Genomic DNA, 24,675 nt, shown 5'->3' with positions numbered 1-24,675 from the left:
GCTATGTCACATAACACCCGACCTCTGAATCGACAGGACTACAAAACCCTCACGCTCGCGGCCCTGGGCGGCGCGCTGGAGTTTTACGACTTTATCATCTTCGTCTTCTTCGCCGCCGTGGTGGGGGAGCTCTTCTTCCCGGCAGATATCCCGGAGTGGCTGCGTCAGGTGCAAACCTTCGGCATATTTGCCGCCGGGTATCTGGCGCGTCCGCTGGGCGGCATCATCATGGCCCACTTTGGCGATCTGGTCGGCCGTAAGAAGATGTTTACCCTTAGCATCCTGCTGATGGCCGTGCCGACGCTGGCCATTGGTCTGCTGCCTACCTATGCCTCGATGGGCATTCTCGCGCCGTTGCTGCTGTTGCTGATGCGCGTCCTGCAGGGGGCGGCGATTGGCGGTGAAGTGCCGGGCGCGTGGGTGTTTGTCGCGGAACATGTTCCCGTGCGCCGCATTGGTATCGCCTGCGGAACCTTAACGGCGGGGCTGACGGTCGGGATCCTGCTCGGCTCGGTGGTCGCAACAATTGTGAATACCAGCATGACGCAGCAGGCCGTGCACGACTGGGGCTGGCGTATTCCGTTCCTGCTGGGCGGAGCGTTTGGTCTGGTCGCGATGTACCTGCGCCGCTGGCTGCAGGAGACGCCGATTTTCCTCGAGATGCAGCAGCGCAAAGCGCTGGCGCAGGAGCTGCCGGTGAAGGCGGTTGTGGTACGCCATAAAAAAGCGGTGGTGGTATCGATGCTGCTGACCTGGCTGCTCTCGGCGGGCATTGTGGTGGTGATATTGATGTCCCCGGTCTGGCTGCAAAAGCAGTACGGTTTCGCCCCTGCTGTGACGTTACAGGCGAACAGTATCGCGACAATCATGCTCTGCTTTGGCTGTCTGGCCGCCGGGCTGGCGGCGGATCGTTTTGGTGCCAGCGTTACCTTTATCATCGGTAGCCTGCTACTGGCCGCATCAAGCTGGGCGTTTTACCATCTTGCGGGCAGCCATCCTGAACAGCTGTTCCTGCTGTACGGCGTGGTAGGGCTGTGCGTGGGCGTAGTGGGGGCTGTGCCTTACGTCATGGTGCGAGCTTTCCCGCCGGAAGTTCGTTTCACCGGGATCTCGTTCTCTTATAACGTGTCGTATGCCATTTTCGGCGGGCTAACGCCGATTGCGGTCACCGTGCTGATGGGCGTGTCTCCCCTGGCTCCGGCCTGGTACGTGCTGGCGCTGTCGGTGATGGGGCTGGTATTAGGATTTTGGCTTCGTCAGGCGGGGGAATGTCGTGGCCGCGAGGGGGGGTATTGTGGTGCCCGCGGGGCGGGCACGACAGAGGGATCAGTGTTTTTCACCAATCGGTAAAACGGTGCGGTCAAACTGCTCGTTCAGCACTTCACCCATTGCCAGGTAGATAGCGCTTGCGCCGCAAACCAGACCAATCCAGCCTGCAACATGAACGATGCCTTCGTTATCCACCAGATGACCAATCGCCAGCAGGGCGAACAGGACGGTCAGGCTCAGGAAGACGAACTGCAGCATGCGGTTGCCTTTCAGGGTACCGAAGAACATGAACAGGGTGAAGACGCCCCACAGGCCCAGGTAAACGCCCAGGAAGTGGGCGTTTGCCGCGTCAGCCATGCCCATTTTAGGCAGCAGCAGAATGGCAACCAGGGTCAGCCAGAAAGAACCGTAAGAGGTGAAGGCGGTTAAGCCGAAGGTATTGCCTTTCTTATATTCCAGCAGGCCCGCGAAGATTTGCGCGATACCGCCGTAAAAAATGCCCATCGCCAGGATGATGCCATCCATCGGGAACATCCCGATATTGTGCAGGTTCAGCAGGATAGTGGTCATGCCAAAACCCATCAGGCCCAGCGGAGCCGGATTAGCCAACTTAGTGTTGCCCATAAGTCCTCAAAAAAATCATCATTAATATGGTGAAATGGTTAAACCCGCGTCAGTTCTCCCTGACTGGGCGCGGCATCATAATGGGCGCAATCGATGGCGTCTATGATCTCATCAGGGTGAAATTAAAATTTTTTTTATCATTCCCCCTTGATGGATGCCGTCGCGACCCCATCTTGTAGTCAACCGCAGTGTGTGGACCTGAAAAAAATCAAATCTGGGCAGTTGAAAAAGCACGTTCTGCCCTTATTACAGGTACACAACCACATGTTGACTGAATTTTTAGTGGAGACGTTTAGATGGGTAAAATTATTGGTATCGACCTGGGTACTACCAACTCTTGTGTAGCGATTATGGATGGCACTACTGCACGCGTGCTGGAGAACGCCGAGGGCGATCGCACCACGCCTTCTATCATTGCTTATACCCAGGATGGTGAAACTCTGGTTGGTCAGCCGGCTAAACGTCAGGCAGTGACAAACCCGCAAAACACCCTGTTTGCGATTAAACGCCTGATCGGTCGCCGCTTCCAGGACGAAGAAGTTCAGCGTGACGTTTCCATCATGCCTTACAAAATCATCGCGGCAGATAACGGCGATGCATGGCTTGATGTGAAAGGCGCTAAAACTGCACCACCGCAGATTTCTGCTGAAGTGCTGAAGAAAATGAAGAAAACCGCTGAAGATTACCTGGGTGAGCCGGTAACTGAAGCTGTTATCACCGTACCTGCCTACTTCAACGATGCTCAGCGTCAGGCAACCAAAGATGCTGGCCGTATCGCAGGTCTGGAAGTAAAACGTATCATCAACGAACCAACCGCGGCTGCACTGGCTTACGGTCTGGATAAAGAAGTTGGCAACCGTACTATCGCGGTTTACGACCTGGGTGGTGGTACCTTCGATATCTCTATTATCGAAATCGACGAAGTTGACGGCGAAAAAACCTTCGAAGTTCTGGCAACCAACGGTGATACCCACCTGGGTGGTGAAGACTTCGATACCCGTCTGATCAACTACCTCGTTGACGAGTTCAAGAAAGATCAGGGCATTGACCTGCGTAACGACCCGCTGGCTATGCAGCGCCTGAAAGAAGCCGCTGAGAAAGCGAAGATCGAGCTGTCTTCCGCTCAGCAGACCGATGTGAACCTGCCATACATCACTGCAGACGCGACCGGTCCTAAACACATGAACATTAAAGTGACCCGTGCGAAACTGGAAAGCCTGGTAGAAGACCTGGTGAACCGTTCTATCGAGCCGCTGAAAGTTGCTCTGCAGGATGCTGGCCTGTCCGTATCCGATATCCAGGACGTTATCCTGGTCGGTGGTCAGACCCGTATGCCAATGGTTCAGAAGAAAGTGGCTGAGTTCTTTGGTAAAGAGCCACGTAAAGACGTTAACCCGGACGAAGCAGTTGCAATCGGTGCTGCGGTTCAGGGTGGCGTACTGACCGGTGAAGTTAAAGACGTACTGCTGCTGGACGTTACCCCGCTGTCTCTGGGTATCGAAACCATGGGCGGTGTGATGACTGCGCTCATCAACAAAAACACCACCATCCCGACGAAACACAGCCAGGTGTTCTCTACCGCTGAAGACAACCAGTCTGCGGTAACCATCCATGTGATTCAGGGTGAGCGTAAGCGTGCGGCGGATAACAAATCTCTGGGTCAGTTCAACCTGGACGGTATTAACCCGGCACCGCGCGGCATGCCGCAGATCGAAGTGACCTTCGACATCGATGCTGACGGTATCCTGCACGTGTCTGCGAAAGACAAAAACAGCGGTAAAGAGCAGAAGATCACCATCAAGGCATCTTCTGGCCTGAACGAAGCGGAAATCGAAAAAATGGTTCGCGATGCCGAAGCTAACGCGGAATCCGACCGTAAGTTCGAAGAGCTGGTTCAGACCCGTAACCAGGGTGACCATCTGCTGCACAGCACCCGTAAGCAGGTTGAAGAAGCAGGCGATAAACTGCCAGCGGAAGACAAGACTGCTATCGAAGCTGCACTGAGTGCGCTGGAATCCTCACTGAAAGGTGAAGACAAAGCGGACATCGAAGCGAAGATGCAGGAACTGGCGCAGGCTTCTCAGAAGCTGATGGAAATCGCTCAGCAGCAGCACGCTCAACAGCAGGCGGGCGCTGACGCTTCGGCGAACAACGCGAAAGACGACGACGTTGTCGACGCTGAGTTCGAAGAAGTTAAAGATAAAAAATAATCGCCCTGATGCAGGGTAATTAATCGGCACGGGCGTAGGAGAACTCTCCACGCCCGTGCTCGCATGTTAAGGGGCTTAAAAAAACCAATGGCAAAGCAAGACTATTACGAGATTTTAGGCGTTCCGAAAACTGCGGAAGAGCGTGAAATCAAAAAGGCGTATAAGCGCCTGGCCATGAAATTCCACCCGGACCGTAACCAGGGTGATAAAGAGGCTGAAGCCAAATTTAAAGAGATCAAAGAAGCCTACGAAGTCCTGACCGATGCACAAAAACGTGCGGCCTATGACCAGTACGGTCACGCAGCCTTTGAACAGGGCGGCATGGGCGGCGGTGGATTCGGTGGCGGCGGCTTTGGCGGCGGCGCTGACTTCAGCGATATCTTTGGCGATGTGTTTGGCGACATCTTCGGCGGTGGCCGTGGTCGTCAGCGCGCGGCGCGCGGCGCGGACCTGCGCTACAACATGGAGCTGACGCTGGAAGAGGCCGTTCGCGGTGTCACCAAAGAGATCCGTATTCCGACGCTGGAAGAGTGTGACGTTTGCCACGGCAGCGGCGCGAAAGCAGGTACACAGCCTCAGACCTGTCCAACCTGTCACGGCTCTGGTCAGGTACAGATGCGTCAGGGCTTCTTCGCGGTACAGCAGGCCTGTCCGCACTGCCACGGTCGCGGTACGCTGATTAAAGATCCGTGCACCAAATGCCACGGCCACGGTCGCGTTGAGAAAACCAAGACCCTCTCCGTTAAAATCCCGGCTGGCGTCGATACGGGCGACCGCATTCGTCTGGCGGGTGAAGGTGAAGCAGGTGAACACGGCGCACCGGCAGGCGATCTGTACGTTCAGGTGCAGGTGAAGCAGCACGCCATCTTCGAGCGCGAAGGTAATAACCTGTACTGCGAAGTGCCGATCAACTTCGCGATGGCGGCACTCGGTGGTGAAATCGAAGTACCGACGCTGGATGGCCGCGTGAACCTGAAAGTGCCTGGTGAAACCCAGACCGGTAAGCTGTTCCGCATGCGCGGGAAAGGCGTTAAGTCCGTTCGCGGTGGTGCGCAGGGCGACCTGCTGTGCCGCGTCGTCGTTGAAACGCCGGTTGGCCTGAACGACAAGCAGAAACAGCTGCTGAAAGAGCTGCAGGAGAGCTTTGGTGGCCCGACGGGTGAGAAAAACAGCCCGCGTTCCAAAAGCTTCTTCGATGGCGTCAAAAAATTCTTCGATGATTTGACCCGTTAATCTGTTCTCAGATTTTCATCCGCAAAAGCCCGGAAGCGATTCCGGGCTTTTTCTATTTACGGGTATTGCTCGGTAAAACTGAATCTATACTCAATATTAATCTGTTTTTGCCGAGCTATTTGGCTTGGTATTATGGTTTTATCGAGGTATTGTTGTAACAGAGAGAATTAAAGTGAAATTACTACACCGTTTTTTTAGCAGTGAGGCGTCCGGTGGCGTGATCCTGATTATTGCCGCTGCGGCCGCGATGGTGCTGGCTAACCTTGGCATCACGCAGGAACTCTACCATGCATTTCTGGAAACGCCCGTTGAGCTGAAGGTCGGGGCGCTGGAAATTAACAAGAACATGCTGCTGTGGATCAACGATGCGCTGATGGCGGTGTTCTTCCTGCTCATCGGGCTTGAGGTTAAGCGTGAGCTGGTACTGGGCTCGCTTGCCAGCCGCCAGCGCGCGGCGTTTCCGGTGATTGCTGCGCTCGGCGGGATGGTGGTGCCGGCGCTGCTCTTCCTGGCGTTCACCTGGCAGGATCCGATTGCACGTCACGGCTGGGCGATCCCGGCTGCGACGGATATCGCCTTTGCGCTCGGGGTGCTGGCATTGCTGGGAAGCCGCGTGCCGGTGGCCCTGAAAATCTTCCTGATGGCGCTGGCGATCATCGATGACCTGGGTGCCATTGTGATTATCGCACTGTTCTACACCAGCGATCTGTCGATCCTGTCCCTGAGCGTGGCCGCCGGGGCGATTGCGGTGCTGGCGCTGCTGAACATCTTCAATGTTCGCCGTATCGGTATATACATCCTCGTGGGGATGGTGCTATGGACGGCGGTGCTGAAATCAGGCGTGCACGCCACGCTGGCGGGCGTGATCGTCGGCTTCTTCGTACCGCTGAAGCCGCAGGACGGCAAGTCGCCTGCCAAACAGCTGGAGCATGTGCTGCACCCGTGGGTCGCCTTTATGATCCTGCCGCTGTTTGCGTTTGCCAACGCCGGTGTGTCGCTGGGTGGCGTGACGCTGGACGGGCTAACGTCCGTGCTGCCGCTGGGCATTATTGCCGGGCTGTTTATCGGCAAGCCGCTGGGTATTAGCCTCTTCTGCTGGGTGGCGACGAAGCTGAAGCTGGCCTCTTTGCCGCACGGCACCACCTTTAAGCAGATTATGGCCGTCGGCGTGCTGTGTGGCATCGGGTTTACGATGTCGATCTTTATCTCGACGCTGGCGTTTGGTGCGCATGCGCCTGAGCTTATCGTCTGGGCGAAACTCGGCATCCTCATCGGGTCATTACTGGCCGCGGTAATCGGTTATACCTTGTTGAAGGTGAAATTGTCCGGACAGGCCGTCCAGGCATAACGGAACACCGGGAGGAGGCGATCCTTCTCCCGATACACACTCAGGGAGAGAAGACGCGATGTCTCATTTGAATTACAACCATCTTTACTACTTCTGGCACGTCTATAAACAGGGCTCGGTGGTGGGGGCGGCAGAGGCGCTCTACCTGACGCCGCAAACCATCACCGGGCAAATCAAGGCGCTGGAAGAGCGCCTGCAGGGTAAGCTGTTCAAGCGTAAGGGGCGTGGGATTGAACCCAGCGAACTGGGTGAGCTGGTTTTCCGCTATGCGGACAAAATGTTCACCCTGAGCCAGGAGATGCTGGATATCGTCAACTACCGCAAAGAGTCGAACCTGCTCTTTGATGTTGGCGTGGCGGATGCGCTGTCCAAGCGGCTGGTGAGCGGCGTGCTGGATGCGGCGGTGGTGGAAGATGAGCAAATCCATCTGCGCTGCTTTGAATCCACCCATGAGATGCTGCTGGAACAGCTCAGCCAGCACAAGCTGGATATGATTATCTCGGACTGCCCGATTGACTCCACCCAGCAGGAAGGGCTGTTCTCGGTGAAGATTGGCGAATGCGGCGTCAGCTTCTGGTGTATTAATCCGCCGCCGGAAAAACCGTTCCCCGCGTGCCTGGAAGAGCGTCGCCTGCTGGTGCCGGGAAGGCGCTCCATGCTCGGACGCAAGCTGCTGAACTGGTTTAACTCGCAGGGGCTGAACGTGGAGATACTCGGTGAGTTCGACGATGCGGCGCTGATGAAAGCCTTTGGCGAAGCGCATAACGCGATCTTCGTTGCGCCGACGCTGTACGCGCACGATCTCTATTCGGACGATAAGATTACGGAGATAGGCAGAGTGGATAACGTGATGGAGGAGTATCACGCCATATTTGCCGAAAGAATGATTCAGCACCCGGCGGTACAGCGAATCTGTAACCGCGACTATTCAGCGCTGTTTACGCCACCGGCAATCTGAAGACATAAAAAAACCCGCGTTAAGCGGGTTCTTTAAACAAGCAACAACAAGTAGCGATTAAGCCAGTTTGTTGATCTGCGCAGTCAGGTTTGCTTTATGACGCGCTGCTTTGTTTTTGTGGATCAGACCTTTAGCAGCCTGACGATCCACGATTGGTTGCATTTCGTTAAATGCGTTCTGCGCTGCAGCTTTGTCGCCTGCTTCGATTGCTGCGTATACTTTCTTGATGAAAGTACGCATCATAGAGCGACGGCTTGCGTTGTGCTTACGAGCCTTTTCAGACTGAACGGCACGTTTCTTAGCTGATTTGATATTAGCCAAGTCCAACTCCCAAATATGATCTATGTGGACAATTCAAAGGCCGAGGAATATGCCCTCTTTGCCTTCTTTTGTCAATGGATTTGTGCAAATAAGCGCCGTTAATTAGCGACGCTACGTTACGTAGTGATGGCGCAGGATTCTACCAGCTTGTCTTCCCTGAATACAGCCTTTCGGCATAAAAATCGCAGTTCACGAGCAGATTTTTTCGCTGCGAAAGGTCAGCCTGATGAAATCATTACGGCTTTCTGTTTTGCACGAACAATCGCCGGTTAACCTTAACCGTTGTACAAGGTATACTTTGGCGATTTTCACTGTTTTGAGCCAGACATGAAGCTGATACGCGGCATACATAATCTCAGTAGCGCGCCACACGGGTGCGTGCTGACCATTGGTAATTTCGACGGCGTGCATCGTGGTCATCAGGCGCTGTTGCAGGGATTGCGTAAAGAAGGGGAGGCCCGTGGCCTGCCCGTTGTGGTGATGATTTTCGAACCGCAGCCGCTGGAGCTGTTCGCGGGTGATAAATCTCCCGCCCGTCTCACTCGCCTGCGCGAGAAGTTGCGCTACCTGGCAGAGTCCGGTGTGGACTACGTATTGTGTGTACGTTTCGATCGCCGCTTTGCCGCGCTGACAGCACAAAATTTTGTCAGCGACCTGCTGGTTAAGCGTCTTGGCGTACAGTTTCTCGCCGTGGGCGATGATTTCCGCTTTGGCGCTGGTCGTCAGGGCGATTTCTTGCTATTACAGAAGGCTGGTCTGGAGTACGGGTTTGACGTCACCAGCGCGATGACCTTCTGTGAGGGCGGCGTGCGCGTCAGCAGCACGGCGGTTCGCCGGGCACTGGCCGATGACGAGCTGGAGACGGCGGAAACCCTGCTGGGGCATCCGTTCACCATCTCTGGCCGCGTGGTCCATGGCGATGCGCTGGGCCGCACGATAGGCTTCCCGACGGCGAATATACCGCTGCGTCGTCAGGTTTCCCCGGTTAAAGGGGTGTATGCGGTGGAAGTGGCAGGACTGGGCGATAAGCCGTTTTACGGCGTCGCCAATATTGGCACGCGTCCGACCGTCGCCGGTGTGCGTCAACAGCTGGAAGTGCACCTGCTGGACGTTGTAATGGACCTGTATGGTCGCCATATAGATGTGATACTGCGTAAAAAAATACGCAACGAGCAGCGATTTGGTTCGCTGGATGAACTCAAAGCGCAAATTGCGCGAGATGAATTGACGGCCCGCGAGTTTTTTGGGCTTTGAACCCGGCTTAACTGCCTACGTGATAAATACGGAACCGAGAATCTGATGAGTGACTATAAATCAACCCTGAATTTGCCGGAAACAGGGTTCCCGATGCGCGGCGATCTCGCCAAGCGCGAACCGGGAATGCTGGCGCGTTGGACCGATGATGACCTGTACGGCATCATTCGTGCAGCCAAAAAAGGCAAAAAATCCTTCATTCTGCATGATGGCCCTCCATATGCGAATGGCAGCATTCATATTGGTCACTCGGTTAACAAGATTCTGAAAGACATTATCGTGAAGTCCAAAGGCCTCGCGGGATATGACTCGCCTTACGTTCCGGGCTGGGACTGCCACGGTCTGCCAATCGAGCTGAAAGTGGAGCAAGAGTTTGGCAAGCCGGGTGAGAAGTTCACCGCCGCCGAGTTCCGTGCGAAGTGCCGCGAATACGCCGCTACGCAGGTTGACGGTCAGCGCGCTGACTTCATCCGTCTGGGCGTGCTGGGCGACTGGTCGCACCCGTACCTGACCATGGACTTCAAAACCGAAGCCAACATCATTCGTGCGCTGGGTAAAATTATCGGTAACGGCCACCTGCACAAAGGCGCTAAGCCGGTGCACTGGTGCGTGGACTGCCGCTCTGCGCTGGCAGAAGCGGAAGTGGAGTATTACGACAAAACCTCTCCATCTATCGACGTGGCCTTCCAGGCCGTCGATCAGGATGCGGTGAAAGCCAAATTTGGCGTCTCCTCAGTAAACGGCCCAATCTCGCTGGTGATCTGGACCACCACCCCGTGGACCCTGCCTGCGAACCGCGCGATCTCCCTGTCCGGTGAGTTCGAATACGCGCTGGTTCAGGTTGAAGGTCAGGCGGTTATCCTGGCGAAAGATCTGGTTGAAAGCGTGCTGAAGCGTGCGCATATCACCGACTACACCGTGCTGGGCACCGTGAAAGGTGACGCGCTGGAGCTGATGCGCTTCAAGCACCCGTTCCTGGACTTCGACGTTCCGGCGATTCTGGGCGACCACGTGACGCTGGAAGCGGGTACCGGTGCGGTGCATACCGCCGGTGGCCACGGTCCTGACGACTACAACATCAGCCTGAAGTACGGTCTTGAAATCGCTAACCCGGTGGGCCCGGACGGATCTTACCTGCCTGGCACCTACCCGGCGCTGGACGGCATCAACGTCTTCAAAGCGAACGACATCATCGTCGACATGCTGCGCACCAGCGGCGCGTTGCTGCACGTTGAAAAAATGCAGCACAGCTATCCGTGCTGCTGGCGTCACAAGACCCCGATCATCTTCCGTGCGACCCCGCAGTGGTTCGTCAGCATGGATCAGAAGGGCCTGCGCGAGCAGTCTCTGAAAGAGATCAAAGGCGTGCAGTGGATCCCTGACTGGGGCCAGGCGCGTATCGAATCCATGGTGGCTAACCGTCCTGACTGGTGTATCTCCCGTCAGCGTACCTGGGGCGTACCGATGTCTCTGTTCGTACATAAAGAGACGCAGGAGCTGCACCCGAACACCCTGGAACTGATGGAAGAAGTGGCGAAGCGCGTCGAAGTTGACGGCATTCAGGCGTGGTGGGATCTCGACGCCCGCGACATCCTGGGCGCTGACGCTGACAGCTACGAGAAAGTGCCGGATACCCTGGACGTGTGGTTTGATTCCGGATCGACCCACTCCTCCGTGGTTGACGTGCGTCCGGAGTTTGCTGGCCACGCTGCCGATATGTATCTGGAAGGCTCTGACCAACACCGCGGCTGGTTCATGTCATCTCTGATGATCTCTACCGCCATGAAGGGTAAAGCGCCTTACCGTCAGGTACTGACTCACGGCTTCACCGTGGATGGTCAGGGCCGTAAGATGTCCAAATCTATCGGTAACACCGTTTCTCCGCAGGACGTGATGAACAAGCTGGGCGCAGACATTCTGCGTCTGTGGGTGGCGTCGACCGACTACACCGGCGAAATGGCGGTATCTGACGAGATCCTGAAACGTGCTGCCGACAGCTATCGTCGTATCCGTAACACCGCGCGCTTCCTGCTGGCGAACCTGAACGGGTTCGATCCGGCAAAAGACATGGTGAAACCGGAAGAGATGGTCGTGCTGGACCGCTGGGCGGTAGGCTGCGCGAAAGCGGCGCAGGAAGATATCCTGAAGGCCTATGAGTCTTATGACTTCCACGAAGTGGTGCAGCGCCTGATGCGCTTCTGCTCCATTGAGATGGGCTCGTTCTACCTCGACATCATCAAAGACCGCCAGTACACCGCGAAAGCGGATAGCGTGGCGCGTCGTAGCTGCCAGACCGCGCTGTTCCATATCGCAGAAGCGCTGGTACGCTGGATGGCGCCGATCATGTCCTTCACCGCGGATGAAATCTGGGGTTACCTGCCGGGCGATCGTGAGAAGTATGTCTTCACCGGCGAGTGGTACGAAGATCTGTTCGACCTCTCCAGCACCGAAGCGATGAACGATGCCTTCTGGGACGAGCTGCTGAAAGTGCGTGGCGAAGTGAACAAGGTTATCGAGCAGGCGCGTGCAGACAAGAAAGTCGGCGGCTCTCTGGAAGCAGCAGTCACGCTGTACGCTGAACCGGAGCTGGCGGCGAAGCTGACGGCGCTGGGCGATGAATTACGATTTGTCCTGTTGACCTCCGGTGCGAAAGTTGCGGATTATGCCGAGGCTTCTGCTGATGCTCAGCAGAGCGAACTGCTCAAAGGACTGAAAGTCGCGCTGAGCAAAGCCGACGGTGAGAAATGCCCGCGCTGCTGGCATTACACCACCGATGTCGGTCAGGTGGCGGAACACGCAGACATCTGCGGACGCTGTGTAAGCAACGTCGCCGGTGACGGCGAAAAACGTAAGTTTGCCTGATGAGTAAAACTCTCTGTTCAACAGGACTGCGCTGGCTGTGGCTGGTTGTGGTGGTGCTGATTATCGATCTGGGCAGCAAGTTCCTGATCCTCCAGAATTTTGCTCTGGGGGAGACGGTCCCGCTGTTCCCGTCACTTAACCTGCACTACGCACGTAACTACGGCGCAGCGTTCAGTTTCCTTGCCGATAGCGGTGGCTGGCAGCGCTGGTTCTTTGCGGGTATCGCTCTTGGTATCTGCGTGATCCTGGCTGTGCTGATGTACCGCTCGAAGGCGACGCAAAAGCTGAATAACATCGCCTACGCGCTGATCATTGGCGGCGCGCTGGGCAACCTGTTTGACCGCCTGTGGCACGGCTTTGTGGTCGATATGATCGACTTCTACGTCGGCGACTGGCACTTCGCGACCTTTAACCTCGCCGATAGCGCAATTTGCATCGGTGCGGCGTTAATCGTGCTGGAAGGCTTCCTGCCGAAACCCGCCGCGAAAGAGCAGGCGTAAAAACCAGCCGGGGGGCGCTGCGCTTACCCGGCCTACGGTTAATGTAGGCCCGGCAAGCGCAGCGCCACCGGGCAAAACAAGCGAGCAATTTGCATGTCTAAATCCGTACAGAGCAACAGCGCGGTTCTCGTTCACTTCACGCTGAAGCTGGATGATGGCTCAACGGCCGAATCCACCCGCAATAACGGCAAACCGGCCCTGTTTCGTCTTGGCGATACTTCCCTGTCTGAAGGTCTTGAGCAGCAGCTTCTCGGTCTGAAAGAGGGTGAGAAAAAAGCCTTTTCGCTGGAGCCGGATGCCGCGTTTGGCGTGCCAAGTCCCGATCTGATCCAGTATTTCTCGCGCCGTGAGTTCATGGACGCGGGCGAACCGGAAATCGGGGCGATTATGCTCTTTACCGCTATGGACGGCAGCGAAATGCCTGGCGTGATCCGCGAAATCAACGGCGACTCGATTACCGTTGATTTCAACCATCCGCTTGCCGGGCGTACCGTTCATTTTGATGTTGAAGTGCTGGAAATCGATCCTGCACTGGAGGCCTGAAATGCAGATCCTGTTGGCTAACCCGCGCGGCTTTTGCGCCGGTGTAGACCGCGCTATCAGCATTGTTGAAAACGCGCTGGAGATTTACGGCGCGCCGATTTATGTACGTCACGAAGTGGTGCATAACCGCTACGTGGTTGACAGCCTGCGCGAGCGCGGCGCCATCTTTATTGAGCAGATCAGCGAAGTGCCGGACGGTGCAATCCTGATCTTCTCCGCGCACGGCGTCTCCCAGGCGGTACGTAACGAAGCGAAAAGCCGCGATCTGACCGTATTCGATGCCACCTGTCCACTGGTGACCAAGGTGCATATGGAAGTGGCGCGCGCCAGCCGTCGTGGTGAAGAGTCGATTCTGATTGGCCATGCCGGTCATCCGGAAGTTGAAGGCACCATGGGCCAGTACAGCAACCCGGAAGGGGGGATGTATCTGGTCGAGTCGCCTGAAGATGTCCTGACGCTGAACGTGAAAAATGAAGCCCGTCTGTCGTTTATGACCCAGACGACGCTCTCCGTAGACGATACCTCAGACGTGATTGACGCCCTGCGTCAGCGCTTCCCGAAAATCGTCGGTCCGCGTAAAGATGATATCTGCTATGCGACCACTAACCGTCAGGAAGCGGTGCGCGCACTGGCTGAACAGGCGGATGTGGTGCTGGTGGTCGGCTCCAAAAACTCGTCTAACTCCAATCGCCTGGCCGAACTGGCGCAGCGCATGGGGAAGGCAGCGTTCCTGATTGATGACGCGTCGGATATTCAGGAAGCGTGGGTTAAGCATGCGGCCTGTGTCGGCGTGACGGCCGGGGCGTCTGCGCCAGATATTCTGGTTCAGAACGTCATTTCCCGTTTGCAGGAGCTGGGCGGTGGCGAAGCGGTGCCGCTGGAAGGACGTGAGGAGAACATCGTTTTCGAAGTCCCGAAAGAACTGCGCATTGATGCCCGCGAAGTCGAATAGTCCCTTTTCTGATGAAAGGCCAGCACCTCCTGTGCTGGCCTTTTTTTTAACCGTTACTTTATCGTGACGACAAAATCATGTCTTTTACTGATATTTAAGTCGGTTTCACGTTAAATTCTAATTATCGGTGTTTTCAGTTGGCAGTGCTTCTCAAGGCTGGTTAATCTGAAAACGGTTTACATCATTTTAACGTAAGAGAATAACTATGCATGATGCACAGATCCGTGTCGCCATTGCGGGCGCGGGTGGACGTATGGGCCGTCAGCTTATTCAGGCGGCTCTTCAGATGGATGGCGTCGCGCTTGGCGCGGCCCTGGAGCGTGAAGGTTCTTCACTTCTGGGGACCGATGCCGGTGAGCTGGCGGGCGCAGGCCACACGGGCGTTACCGTGCAAAGCAGCCTGGAGGCGGTAAAAGAGGACTTCGATGTCTTCATCGATTTTACCCGCCCGGAAGGGACGCTCACGCATCTGGCGTTTTGCCGTCAGCACGGCAAGGGGATGGTGATCGGCACCACCGGTTTTGACGACGCGGGCAAGCAGGCTATCCAGGATGCATCAAAAGAGATTGCGATTGTCTTCGCCGCAAACTTCAGCGTGGGCGTTAACGTCATGCTGAAGCTGCTGGAGAAGGCCGCGAAGGTGATGGGCAACTATACCGATATTGAGATCGTAGAAGCTCACCACCGTTACAAAGTTGATGCGCCATCAGGTACGGCGCTGGCGATGGGCGAAGCGATTGCGCATGCACTCGATAAAGATTTAAAAGAGTGCGCGGTCTATACCCGCGAAGGTCACACCGGCGAACGCGTACCGGGCACCATTGGTTTCGCCACCGTGCGAGCGGGTGACATTGTCGGCGAACACACGGCGATGTTCGCCGATATTGGTGAACGTGTCGAGATTACGCATAAAGCCTCCAGCCGAATGACATTTGCTAACGGCGCCGTACGCTCCGCTTTGTGGCTGAAAAATAAGAAAGATGGCCTTTTTGATATGCGAGATGTGCTCGATCTCAACAATTTGTAAGCATTATTACCCATCGTGATGTGGTTATTGCAGTCGTAATTGTTTGATTGCATAGGGCAATATTTTATTGCCCTTTTATTTTGACTGTTTCAATGTTAATCAGGCTATAAGCCTATAAAAACCTATCTATTGCTGCGTATTAACGTTGCTGAAATGTAAATTTTGACCATTTGGTCCACTTTATGATGCTCCATCCGCTGATTTTTTATTAAACCAGGCGCGCAAGCGTTTTCCGCAGTGATTTACCTGATCTTTTTGTCGCTTAAGCCTCATTCCTCTCGCCAGGCCTGCAAAAGACTAAACAAAATATCCGTTTTAAGTTGACTTTTACCCACCAAATCCCCAGAATGCCGCCGTTTGCCAAAAATCCGCTGGCAACACATTTGCATTGATCCATGACATGGTTATGAATTAATATGCAAATAAAGTGAGTGAATATTCTCTGGAGGGTGTTTTGATTAAGTCAGCGCTATTGGTTCTGGAAGACGGAACCCAGTTTATCGGTCGGGCCATAGGGGCAACGGGTTCGGCGGTTGGGGAAGTCGTTTTCAATACTTCAATGACCGGTTATCAAGAAATCCTCACTGATCCTTCCTATTCTCGCCAAATCGTTACTCTTACTTATCCTCATATCGGCAATGTCGGCACCAATGCTGCTGACGAAGAATCTTCTCAGGTACATGCGCAAGGCCTGGTCATTCGCGACCTGCCGCTGATTGCCAGCAATTTCCGCAATACCGAAGACCTCTCTTCTTACCTGAAGCGCCATAACATCGTGGCGATTGCCGATATCGATACCCGTAAGTTAACGCGTCTGCTGCGCGAGAAAGGTGCACAGAACGGCTGCATCATCGCGGGTGATAACCTCGATGCGACGCTGGCGCTGGAAAAAGCGAAAGCCTTCCCGGGCCTGAACGGCATGGACCTGGCGAAAGAAGTGACTACCGCTGAAGCCTACAGCTGGACTCAGGGTAGCTGGACGCTTTCAGGCGACCTGCCGGAAGCGAAAAAAGAGAGCGAGCTGCCGTTCCACGTGGTGGCCTACGATTTCGGCGCCAAGCGCAACATCCTGCGCATGCTGGTTGACCGCGGCTGCCGCCTGACGGTGGTGCCGGCACAAACGTCTGCCGAAGACGTGCTGAAGATGAATCCGGACGGTATTTTCCTGTCCAACGGCCCTGGCGACCCGGCGCCGTGCGATTACGCTATCGCCGCCATTAAGTCCTTCCTGGAAACCGACATCCCGGTATTCGGCATCTGTCTCGGCCATCAGCTGCTGGCCCTGGCGAGCGGTGCGAACACCGTTAAGATGAAGTTCGGCCACCACGGTGGTAACCACCCGGTGAAAGACATCGATAACAACACGGTGATGATCACCGCGCAGAACCACGGCTTTGCCGTCGATGAAGCCTCAATGCCGGCTAACCTGCGCGTGACCCACAAGTCGCTGTTCGATGGCACCCTGCAGGGCATCCACCGTACCGATAAGCCAGCGTTCAGCTTCCAGGGCCACCCGGAAGCCAGCCCGGGCCCACACGACGCCGCGCCGCTGTTCGATCACTTCATCGAACTTATCGAGCAATACCGTAAGACCGCTAAATAATCAGGAGCCGAGAAGACAATGCCAAAACGTACAGACATAAAAAGCATCCTGATCCTTGGCGCTGGCCCGATCGTGATCGGCCAGGCCTGTGAATTCGACTACTCCGGCGCGCAGGCGTGTAAAGCCCTGCGCGAAGAGGGTTACCGCGTTATCCTGGTGAACTCTAACCCGGCGACCATCATGACCGACCCGGAAATGGCTGATGCAACCTACATCGAGCCGATTCACTGGGAAGTGGTGCGTAAAATCATCGAGAAAGAGCGTCCGGACGCAGTGCTGCCAACCATGGGCGGCCAGACGGCGCTGAACTGTGCGCTGGAGCTGGAGCGTCAGGGCGTGCTGGCCGAGTTCGGCGTGACCATGATTGGTGCGACCGCCGACGCGATTGATAAAGCAGAAGACCGTCGCCGCTTCGACGTGGCGATGAAGAAAATCGGCCTCGACACCGCGCGCTCCGGTATCGCACACAACATGGAAGAAGCGCTGGCCGTTGCGGCTGACGTGGGCTATCCGTGCATCATCCGTCCATCGTTCACCATGGGCGGCACCGGCGGCGGCATCGCCTACAACCGCGAAGAGTTCGAAGAGATTTGCGAACGCGGTCTGGATCTCTCCCCAACCAAAGAGCTGCTGATTGATGAATCGCTGATTGGCTGGAAAGAGTACGAGATGGAAGTGGTGCGTGATAAAAACGACAACTGCATCATCGTCTGCTCTATCGAAAACTTCGATGCGATGGGTATCCACACCGGTGACTCCATCACCGTTGCGCCAGCTCAGACCCTGACCGACAAAGAGTATCAAATCATGCGTAACGCCTCGATGGCGGTACTGCGTGAAATCGGCGTGGAAACCGGCGGTTCTAACGTGCAGTTCTCCGTTAACCCGAAAACCGGCCGTCTGATTGTTATCGAAATGAACCCGCGCGTGTCCCGTTCCTCCGCGCTGGCCTCTAAAGCGACCGGCTTCCCGATTGCGAAAGTGGCGGCGAAACTGGCGGTGGGCTACACCCTCGACGAGCTGATGAACGACATCACCGGTGGCCGCACCCCTGCGTCCTTCGAGCCGTCCATCGACTACGTTGTCACCAAAATTCCACGCTTCAACTTCGAGAAATTTGCAGGCGCGAACGACCGTCTGACCACCCAGATGAAATCTGTCGGTGAAGTGATGGCGATTGGCCGCACGCAGCAGGAATCCCTGCAGAAAGCGCTGCGCGGTCTCGAAGTGGGCGCGACCGGCTTCGACCCGAAAGTGAGCCTGGACGACCCGGAAGCGCTGACGAAAATCCGCCGCGAGCTGAAGGACGCGGGCGCAGAGCGTATCTGGTACATCGCCGATGCCTTCCGTGCGGGGCTGTCCGTCGACGGCGTGTTCAACCTGACCAACATCGACCGCTGGTTCCTGGTGCAGATTGAAGAGCTGGTGCGTCTGGAAGAGCAGGTGGCTGAGCTGGGCATCACCGGCCTGGACGCTGACTTCCTGCGCGTGCTGAAGCGTAAAGGCTTCGCCGATGCGCGTCTGGCTAAGCTGGCGGGCGTGCGTGAAGCGGAAATCCGCAAGCTGCGCGACCAGTATGACCTGCACCCGGTCTACAAGCGCGTGGACACCTGCGCGGCAGAATTCTCGACCGACACCGCCTACATGTACTCCACCTATGAAGACGAGTGCGAAGCGAACCCGTCCGTCGACCGCGACAAGATTATGGTGCTGGGCGGCGGTCCAAACCGTATCGGCCAGGGTATTGAGTTCGACTACTGCTGCGTGCACGCCTCCCTGGCGCTGCGTGAAGACGGTTACGAGACCATCATGGTCAACTGTAACCCGGAAACCGTATCGACCGACTACGACACCTCTGACCGCCTCTACTTCGAGCCGGTAACCCTGGAAGACGTGCTGGAAATCGTGCGCATCGAGAAGCCAAAAGGCGTTATCGTGCAGTACGGCGGCCAGACCCCGCTGAAGCTGGCGCGCGCGCTGGAAGCTGCAGGCGTGCCGGTTATTGGTACCAGCCCGGATGCGATTGACCGTGCGGAAGACCGTGAGCGTTTCCAGCAGGCGGTTGACCGTCTGAAGCTGAAACAGCCGGCGAACGCCACCGTCACCGCCATTGAGATGGCCGTTGAGAAGGCGAAAGAGATTGGCTACCCGCTGGTGGTGCGTCCTTCGTACGTACTGGGCGGCCGCGCGATGGAAATCGTGTATGACGAAGCCGACCTGCGCCGCTACTTCCAGACCGCGGTAAGCGTGTCCAACGATGCGCCAGTGCTGCTCGACCGCTTCCTCGACGACGCGGTTGAAGTGGACGTGGACGCCATCTGCGACGGCGAAATGGTGCTGATTGGCGGCATCATGGAGCACATCGAGCAGGCAGGCGTACACTCCGGTGACTCAGCCTGTTCTCTGCCAGCCTACACGCTGAGTCAGGAGATTCAGGACGTGATGCGCCAGCAGGTGCAGAAGCTGGCCTTCGAGCTGCAGGTTCGCGGTCTGATGAACGTCCAGTTCGCGGTGAAAGACAACGAAGTCTACCTGATTGAAGTGAACCCGCGTGCGGCACGTACCGTACCGTTCGTCTCCAAAGCCACCGGCGTACCGCTGGCGAAAGTGGCGGCGCGCGTGATGGCGGGCCAGACGCTGGCGCAGCAAGGTGTGACCAAAGAGATCATTCCACCGTACTACTCGGTGAAAGAAGTGGTGCTGCCGTTCAACAAATTCCCGGGCGTTGACCCGCTGTTAGGGCCAGAAATGCGCTCTACCGGGGAAGTGATGGGCGTAGGCCGCACCTTCGCTGAAGCGTTCGCGAAGGCACAGCTGGGCAGTAGCTCCACCATGAGAAAATCAGGCCGTGCGCTGCTCTCCGTTCGTGAAGGCGACAAAGAGCGCGTGGTTGACCTGGCCGCCAAGCTGCTGAAACAGGGCTTCGAGCTGGATGCAACCCACGGTACGGCGATTGTGCTGGGCGAAGCCGGCATCAACCCGCGTCTGGTGAACAAGGTGCATGAAGGTCGTCCGCACATTCAGGATCGTATCAAGAATGGCGAATACACCTACATCATCAACACCACCGCAGGCCGCCAGGCGATCGAAGACTCCAAGCTGATTCGCCGCAGCGCGCTGCAGTACAAAGTGCACTACGACACCACCCTGAACGGCGGTTTCGCAACGGCCATGGCGCTGAACGCGGATGCTACCGAGAAGGTGATTTCAGTGCAGGAAATGCACGCGCAGATTAGCAAGTAAGTAAAAATGCCCGGTGCCGTTCGGCTGCCGGGCATTCTCCCCATCTTCAGAACCTTCTGGTTTTTCATCCGCTTTCAGTCAGTTAGCCTAAAATCATTAGGTCGATAACGAAATTCAACTGAGAGCAGGGGAAAACACCATGCAAAATAAATTACTGATCGCTTCCGTTCTGGCTGCCACGACAATGTTTACCGTTGCGGGCTGTTCGTCCAATCAGGCCGTAAAAACCACCGATGGCAAAACCATTGTTACCGACGGAAAACCGCAGGTGGATGACGATACCGATCTGGTGTCGTACAAAAACGCCGAAACCGGTCAAACCGAGCAGATCAACCGTGACCAGGTGAAATCGATGGGCGAGCTGGATAACTAATTCAGAATTCTGACGTAAGCCCGTCAATAATATTCACTATTAGCCTGTTGAATTACTGACTACACTCTTTTGTTAAAAGAAAGCAGTAACAACAGGCTAATCAATGATTCTGATAATTTATGCCCATCCTTATCCGCAGCACTCGCATGCGAATAAGCGGATGCTTGAGCAGGTAAGGACGCTTGATAACGTAGAGATACGTTCCCTCTATCAACTCTATCCCGATTTTAATATCGATATCGCCGCCGAACAGGAGGCGCTTTCCCGTGCCGATCTGATTATCTGGCAGCATCCCATGCAGTGGTATAGCACGCCCCCGCTCCTGAAGCTGTGGATTGATAAAGTCTTCTCCCACGGCTGGGCGTATGGCCACAACGGCAATGCGCTAAAAGGGAAAAGCCTGATGTGGGCGGTCACCACCGGCGGCGGGGAAAGCCACTTTGATATCGGTTCCTTCCCGGGTTTTGACGTCCTGGCACAGCCGCTGCAGGCGACTGCGCTGTATTGCGGTCTGAACTGGCTCCCGCCGTTTGCGATGCACTGCACGTTTGTCTGCGACGATGAAACGCTGCAGGCGCAGGCTCGCCATTATAAACAACGCTTACTTGAGTGGCAGGAGGCGCACCATGGATAGCCATACGCTGATACAGGCGCTGATTTACCTCGGCGCGGCGGCGCTGATTGTGCCCGTGGCGGTACGCCTGGGGTTGGGCTCTGTTCTCGGCTACCTGATTGCGGGCTGCGTCATTGGGCCGTGGGGTTTTCGACTGGTGACGGATGCAGAGGCGATTCTCCATTTCGCTGAAATCGGCGTTGTGCTGATGCTCTTTGTGATTGGCCTGGAGCTCGATCCGCAGCGGTTGTGGAAGCTTCGCGCATCGGTATTTGGCGGTGGGGCACTGCAGATGGTGGCCTGCGGCCTGCTGCTGGGCGGGTTCTGCATCCTGCTGGGCATGGACTGGAAAGTGGCAGAGCTCATCGGCATGACCCTGGCGCTCTCCTCAACGGCCATTGCCATGCAGGCGATGAACGAACGAAATCTGACGGTATCCCAGATGGGACGTAGCGCGTTCTCGGTGCTGCTGTTCCAGGATATTGCCGCTATCCCGCTGGTGGCGATGATCCCGCTGCTGGCGGCCAGCGGTTCCTCTACCACGCTGGGCGCTTTCGCGCTGTCGGCGCTGAAGGTGGCGGGCGCGCTGGCGCTGGTGGTGCTGCTTGGTCGCTACGTCACCCGTCCGCTGCTGCGGTTCGTTGCCCGCTCGGGCCTGCGCGAAGTGTTCAGCGCCGTGGCGCTGTTCCTGGTGTTTGGCTTCGGTCTGCTGCTGGAAGAGGCCGGGCTGTCGATGGCGATGGGGGCGTTCCTCGCAGGCGTTCTGCTGGCGAGTTCTGAATATCGTCACGCGCTGGAAAGCGATATCGAGCCGTTCAAAGGGTTACTGCTGGGGCTGTTTTTCATTGGTGTGGGGATGTCCGTCGACTTCGGCACGCTGGTGACGCACCCGCTGCGGATCGTCATCCTGCTCGTCGGCTTCCTGATCATTAAAATGGTGATGCTGTGGCTGATTGCGCGTCCATTAAACGTGCCGACCAGGCAGCGCCGCTGGTTTGCCGTGCTGCTGGGGCAGGGGAGTGAATTTGCGTTCGTGGTCTTTGGCGCCGCGCAGATGGCAAACGTGCTCGATCCCGAGTGGGCGAAAGCGCTGACGCTGGCGGTCGCACTGTCGATGGCGGCGACGCCTGTGCTGCTGGTGGTGCTGACGCGTCTGGAAAAATCGGACAGCGAGCAGGAGCGCGAAGCCGATGAGATTGATGAGGAGCAGCCGCGCGTCATCATCGCCGGATTTGGTCGCTACGGGCAGATCGTCGGGCGTTTATTACTCTCCAGCGGCGTGAAGATGGTCATCCTCGATCACGATCCCGACCATGTCGATACCCTGCGTAAATTTGATATGAAGGTGTTTTACGGGGATGCCACCCGCGTCGATCTGCTGGAATCCGCCGGGGCGGCAAAAGCCGAGGTATTGATTAACGCCATTGACGATCCGGAGACCAGCATGCAGATGGTGGAACTGGTTAAAGAGCATTTCCCGGAACTGACCATTATCTCCCGCGCGCGCGATGTGGATCACTACATCAGGCTGCGACAGGCGGGCGTAGACGCACCGGAGCGTGAAACGTTCGAAGGTGCGCTGAAGTCTGGCCGTATGGCGCTGGAAAACCTGGGGCTTGGCGCGTACGAAGCGCGCGAACGGGCGGACCTGTTCCGTCGCTTTAATACCGAGATGGTTGAAGAGATGGCGGCGATGGCGGGCAGTACGGCCACCGAGCGCGCGGCGGTGTTTAAACGCACCAGCGCGATGCTGACGGAAATCATTAACGAGGACCGTAACCACCTGTCGCTGATCCAGCGCCACGGCTGGCAGGGCACGGAAGAGGGCAAGCATACCGGCGATCCGGCTGACGAGCCCGAGAGTAAACCTTCCGCGTGAAGTGGAGTTGCCAGCAATATTAAAAAATTTCTTTATCTTTACCCTGCCGCCAGTCGACGAAAGATTAAGCTTTCCGTATAGTGGCGGCAATTTTTTGCATCCGGGAAATTTTCAATGATCAGTCTGATTGCAGCGCTGGCAGTGGACCGCGTTATCGGTATGGAAAATGCCATGCCGTGGAACCTGCCTGCCGATCTCGCATGGTTTAAACGTACTACGTTAAACAAGCCGGTAGTGATGGGCCGCCTGACCTGGGAGTCGATTGGTCGTCCATTGCCGGGCCGTAAGAATATCGTTATCAGCAGCCAGCCAGGCACTGACGATCGCGTCGAATGGGTAAAATCAGTAGACGAGGCGATTGCTGCATGCGGCAATGCCGAAGAGATTATGGTGATTGGCGGTGGGCGTGTGTACGAGCAGTTCCTGCCAAAAGCGCAGAAGCTGTATCTGACCCACATTGATGCAGAAGTGGAAGGGGATACCCATTTCCCGGACTACGATCCGGACGAGTGGGAATCGGTATTCAGCGAATTCCACGACGCGGATGCACAGAACTCCCACAGCTACTGCTTCGAGATTCTGGAACGTCGTTAAGTGATTTTCCCTCTCCCGGCCGGGAGAGGGAATCATTATCAGGAGGCAACGGCCTCGCCTTCTCCTAAGTCCAGCTGTCGGTTGGACGGCTGCACAAAGTAAGCTTTATCTTCCCAGCGTAAGCAGGTTAATTCCCCACCCCAGCAGCATCCGGTATCCAGGCCGTAAATCCCTTCCGGCGTTCCTTTTCCTTCCAGTGCTGCCCAGTGACCAAATACCACGCTGTACTCGCTGGTCACCGGTCCCGGTATGGCAAACCACGGTTTCAGCGGGGCGGGCGCGCTTTCCGGCGTCTCTTTGGAATACATATCCAGCTGCCCGTTCGGGAAGCAGAAACGCATGCGGGTGAACGCGTTGGTGATAAAGCGCAGGCGGGCCAGACCGCTGAGATCCTCGCTCCAGTGGTTCGGCATATCGCCGTACATGGCATCAAGGAAGAAAGGATACGAGTCGCTCGCCAGCACCGCCTCAACGTCACGCGCGCAGGTTTTCGCCGTCTCAAGATCCCATTGTGGCGTGATCCCGGCATGCGCCATGACCAGCTTTTTCTCTTCGTCGATCTGCAGCAGGGGCTGACGGCGCAGCCAGTTAATCAGATCGTCCGCGTCCGGCGCATCCAGCAGTGGTGTGAGGCGATCTTTAGGCTTGTTGCGGCTGATCCCGGCGAAAACCGCCAGCAGATGCAGATCGTGGTTACCCAGCACCATGCGCACGCTGTCGCCCAGCGATTTGACGAAACGTAACACTTCAAGGGAGCCGGGGCCACGCGCGACTAAATCGCCCGTCAGCCAGAGCGTGTCCTGTCCTGGCGTAAAGTCGACCTGTTTTAATAATGCGATCAGTTCATCGTAGCAACCGTGAACGTCGCCAATCAGATATGTAGACATTAGATTAATGAATGAATGTGGTTACGGCGAGACGGAACACAGGAATGGCAACGCGGAATCCGTTGCCATCGACGTCGACCATTTCATAATGGCCTTGCATGGTACCCATCGGCGTTTCAATTACCGCGCCGCTGGTGTACTGGTACTCTTCGCCAGGGGCGATGTGGGGCTGTTCACCGACCACACCTTCGCCCTGAACTTCAATTTCGCGGCCATTGCCGTTAGTGATTAGCCAGTAGCGCCCGCGCAGCTGCACGGGCATCCGCCCCAGATTACGAATGGTCACGGTATAAGCGAAAACAAAACGATCTTCGTCCGGAGAGGACTGTGATTCAACATAGACGCTTTGTACATGGACACATACGCGGGGCGAATCAATCAT

21 protein-coding genes and 1 pseudogene are annotated in these 24,675 nt (G+C 56.3%); 18 read left to right on the top strand and 4 right to left on the bottom strand.

Annotation, left to right across the window (positions count from 1 at the left end):
• The first annotated feature begins 3 nt into the window (after nucleotides 1-3).
• Nucleotides 4-1,350, top strand: a complete 1,347-nt coding sequence (locus OTG14_RS14105) for an MFS transporter (RefSeq protein ID WP_267215263.1) — start codon at nucleotides 4-6, stop codon at nucleotides 1,348-1,350.
• Here the strand turns inward: OTG14_RS14105 and satP are convergent.
• Complete coding sequence (gene satP / locus OTG14_RS14100; RefSeq protein ID WP_008502042.1) at nucleotides 1,327-1,893, bottom strand: acetate uptake transporter; 567 nt, start codon at nucleotides 1,891-1,893, stop codon at nucleotides 1,327-1,329. The genes OTG14_RS14105 and satP overlap by 24 nt on opposite strands.
• Nucleotides 1,894-2,189: 296 nt before the next feature.
• Here satP and dnaK point away from each other — a divergent pair, with 296 nt between their 5' ends.
• The 4 genes from dnaK to nhaR all read left to right on the top strand — a co-directional run bounded on the left by dnaK (nucleotide 2,190) and on the right by nhaR (nucleotide 7,642).
• Complete coding sequence (dnaK, locus tag OTG14_RS14095; RefSeq protein ID WP_024907421.1) at nucleotides 2,190-4,103, top strand: molecular chaperone DnaK; 1,914 nt, start codon at nucleotides 2,190-2,192, stop codon at nucleotides 4,101-4,103.
• A gap of 87 nt (nucleotides 4,104-4,190) precedes the next feature.
• Nucleotides 4,191-5,336, top strand: a complete 1,146-nt coding sequence (gene dnaJ / locus OTG14_RS14090; RefSeq protein WP_023310347.1) for a molecular chaperone DnaJ — start codon at nucleotides 4,191-4,193, stop codon at nucleotides 5,334-5,336.
• A 172-nt stretch (nucleotides 5,337-5,508) separates the two neighbouring features.
• Nucleotides 5,509-6,684 carry a Na+/H+ antiporter NhaA gene (nhaA, locus tag OTG14_RS14085; protein WP_267215262.1) on the top strand — a complete coding sequence of 392 codons (1,176 nt, stop codon included), beginning with the start codon at nucleotides 5,509-5,511 and terminating at the stop codon, nucleotides 6,682-6,684.
• Between the two features lie 58 nt (nucleotides 6,685-6,742).
• Nucleotides 6,743-7,642 carry a transcriptional activator NhaR gene (gene nhaR, locus OTG14_RS14080; protein ID WP_003856462.1) on the top strand — a complete coding sequence of 300 codons (900 nt, stop codon included), beginning with the start codon at nucleotides 6,743-6,745 and terminating at the stop codon, nucleotides 7,640-7,642.
• A gap of 57 nt (nucleotides 7,643-7,699) precedes the next feature.
• On the opposite strand, the gene rpsT is transcribed toward nhaR, so the two are convergent.
• Complete coding sequence (rpsT, locus tag OTG14_RS14075; protein ID WP_003856458.1) at nucleotides 7,700-7,963, bottom strand: 30S ribosomal protein S20; 264 nt, start codon at nucleotides 7,961-7,963, stop codon at nucleotides 7,700-7,702.
• 101 nt (nucleotides 7,964-8,064) lie between these two features.
• Here rpsT and OTG14_RS14070 point away from each other — a divergent pair.
• The 13 genes and pseudogenes from OTG14_RS14070 (at nucleotide 8,065) to folA (ending at nucleotide 23,406) form a co-directional block, all read left to right on the top strand.
• A pseudogene (locus OTG14_RS14070) lies at nucleotides 8,065-8,283 on the top strand (DUF2575 domain-containing protein).
• A 7-nt stretch (nucleotides 8,284-8,290) separates the two neighbouring features.
• Nucleotides 8,291-9,217, top strand: coding sequence for a bifunctional riboflavin kinase/FAD synthetase (gene ribF / locus OTG14_RS14065; protein WP_024907423.1), 927 nt, complete (start codon nucleotides 8,291-8,293; stop codon nucleotides 9,215-9,217).
• 45 nt (nucleotides 9,218-9,262) lie between these two features.
• Nucleotides 9,263-12,079 carry an isoleucine--tRNA ligase gene (ileS, locus tag OTG14_RS14060; RefSeq protein WP_061715985.1) on the top strand — a complete coding sequence of 939 codons (2,817 nt, stop codon included), beginning with the start codon at nucleotides 9,263-9,265 and terminating at the stop codon, nucleotides 12,077-12,079.
• Nucleotides 12,079-12,579, top strand: coding sequence for a signal peptidase II (gene lspA / locus OTG14_RS14055; protein WP_008502034.1), 501 nt, complete (start codon nucleotides 12,079-12,081; stop codon nucleotides 12,577-12,579). Before ileS ends, lspA begins: the two co-directional genes overlap by 1 nt.
• A gap of 93 nt (nucleotides 12,580-12,672) precedes the next feature.
• Nucleotides 12,673-13,122 (top strand): FKBP-type peptidyl-prolyl cis-trans isomerase, encoded by a 450-nt coding sequence (gene fkpB / locus OTG14_RS14050; RefSeq protein WP_003856450.1) that lies wholly within the window; start codon nucleotides 12,673-12,675, stop codon nucleotides 13,120-13,122.
• A 1-nt stretch (nucleotide 13,123) separates the two neighbouring features.
• Nucleotides 13,124-14,074 (top strand): 4-hydroxy-3-methylbut-2-enyl diphosphate reductase, encoded by a 951-nt coding sequence (ispH, locus tag OTG14_RS14045; RefSeq protein WP_024907425.1) that lies wholly within the window; start codon nucleotides 13,124-13,126, stop codon nucleotides 14,072-14,074.
• Between the two features lie 205 nt (nucleotides 14,075-14,279).
• Nucleotides 14,280-15,101, top strand: coding sequence for a 4-hydroxy-tetrahydrodipicolinate reductase (dapB, locus tag OTG14_RS14040; RefSeq protein WP_024907426.1), 822 nt, complete (start codon nucleotides 14,280-14,282; stop codon nucleotides 15,099-15,101).
• Nucleotides 15,102-15,555: 454 nt separating this feature from the next.
• Complete coding sequence (carA, locus tag OTG14_RS14035; protein ID WP_024907427.1) at nucleotides 15,556-16,704, top strand: glutamine-hydrolyzing carbamoyl-phosphate synthase small subunit; 1,149 nt, start codon at nucleotides 15,556-15,558, stop codon at nucleotides 16,702-16,704.
• A gap of 18 nt (nucleotides 16,705-16,722) precedes the next feature.
• Entirely contained in the window at nucleotides 16,723-19,947 is a 3,225-nt protein-coding gene (carB, locus tag OTG14_RS14030) for a carbamoyl-phosphate synthase large subunit (protein ID WP_024907428.1), read from the top strand.
• A 139-nt stretch (nucleotides 19,948-20,086) separates the two neighbouring features.
• On the top strand, nucleotides 20,087-20,320 hold the full coding sequence (locus tag OTG14_RS14025; protein ID WP_267215261.1) for a YgdI/YgdR family lipoprotein: 234 nt from the start codon (nucleotides 20,087-20,089) through the stop codon (nucleotides 20,318-20,320).
• A 103-nt stretch (nucleotides 20,321-20,423) separates the two neighbouring features.
• Entirely contained in the window at nucleotides 20,424-20,954 is a 531-nt protein-coding gene (gene kefF / locus OTG14_RS14020) for a glutathione-regulated potassium-efflux system oxidoreductase KefF (protein ID WP_024907429.1), read from the top strand.
• Nucleotides 20,947-22,812, top strand: coding sequence for a glutathione-regulated potassium-efflux system protein KefC (gene kefC / locus OTG14_RS14015; protein WP_061715984.1), 1,866 nt, complete (start codon nucleotides 20,947-20,949; stop codon nucleotides 22,810-22,812). The genes kefF and kefC overlap by 8 nt, the downstream gene beginning before the upstream one ends.
• Nucleotides 22,813-22,926: 114 nt before the next feature.
• Nucleotides 22,927-23,406, top strand: coding sequence for a type 3 dihydrofolate reductase (gene folA, locus OTG14_RS14010; protein ID WP_008502023.1), 480 nt, complete (start codon nucleotides 22,927-22,929; stop codon nucleotides 23,404-23,406).
• A gap of 38 nt (nucleotides 23,407-23,444) precedes the next feature.
• On the opposite strand, the gene apaH is transcribed toward folA, so the two are convergent.
• Nucleotides 23,445-24,293, bottom strand: coding sequence for a bis(5'-nucleosyl)-tetraphosphatase (symmetrical) ApaH (gene apaH / locus OTG14_RS14005; RefSeq protein ID WP_032649852.1), 849 nt, complete (start codon nucleotides 24,291-24,293; stop codon nucleotides 23,445-23,447).
• A 4-nt stretch (nucleotides 24,294-24,297) separates the two neighbouring features.
• Nucleotides 24,298-24,675, bottom strand: coding sequence for a Co2+/Mg2+ efflux protein ApaG (apaG, locus tag OTG14_RS14000; protein ID WP_267215260.1), 378 nt, complete (start codon nucleotides 24,673-24,675; stop codon nucleotides 24,298-24,300).

The sequence above is a fragment of the Enterobacter pseudoroggenkampii genome (assembly GCF_026420145.1).
Lineage (GTDB): Bacteria > Pseudomonadota > Gammaproteobacteria > Enterobacterales > Enterobacteriaceae > Enterobacter > Enterobacter pseudoroggenkampii.
The sequence above is the reverse complement of the archived record's forward strand: the minus strand, read 5'-3'. Positions and strand labels throughout refer to the sequence as shown.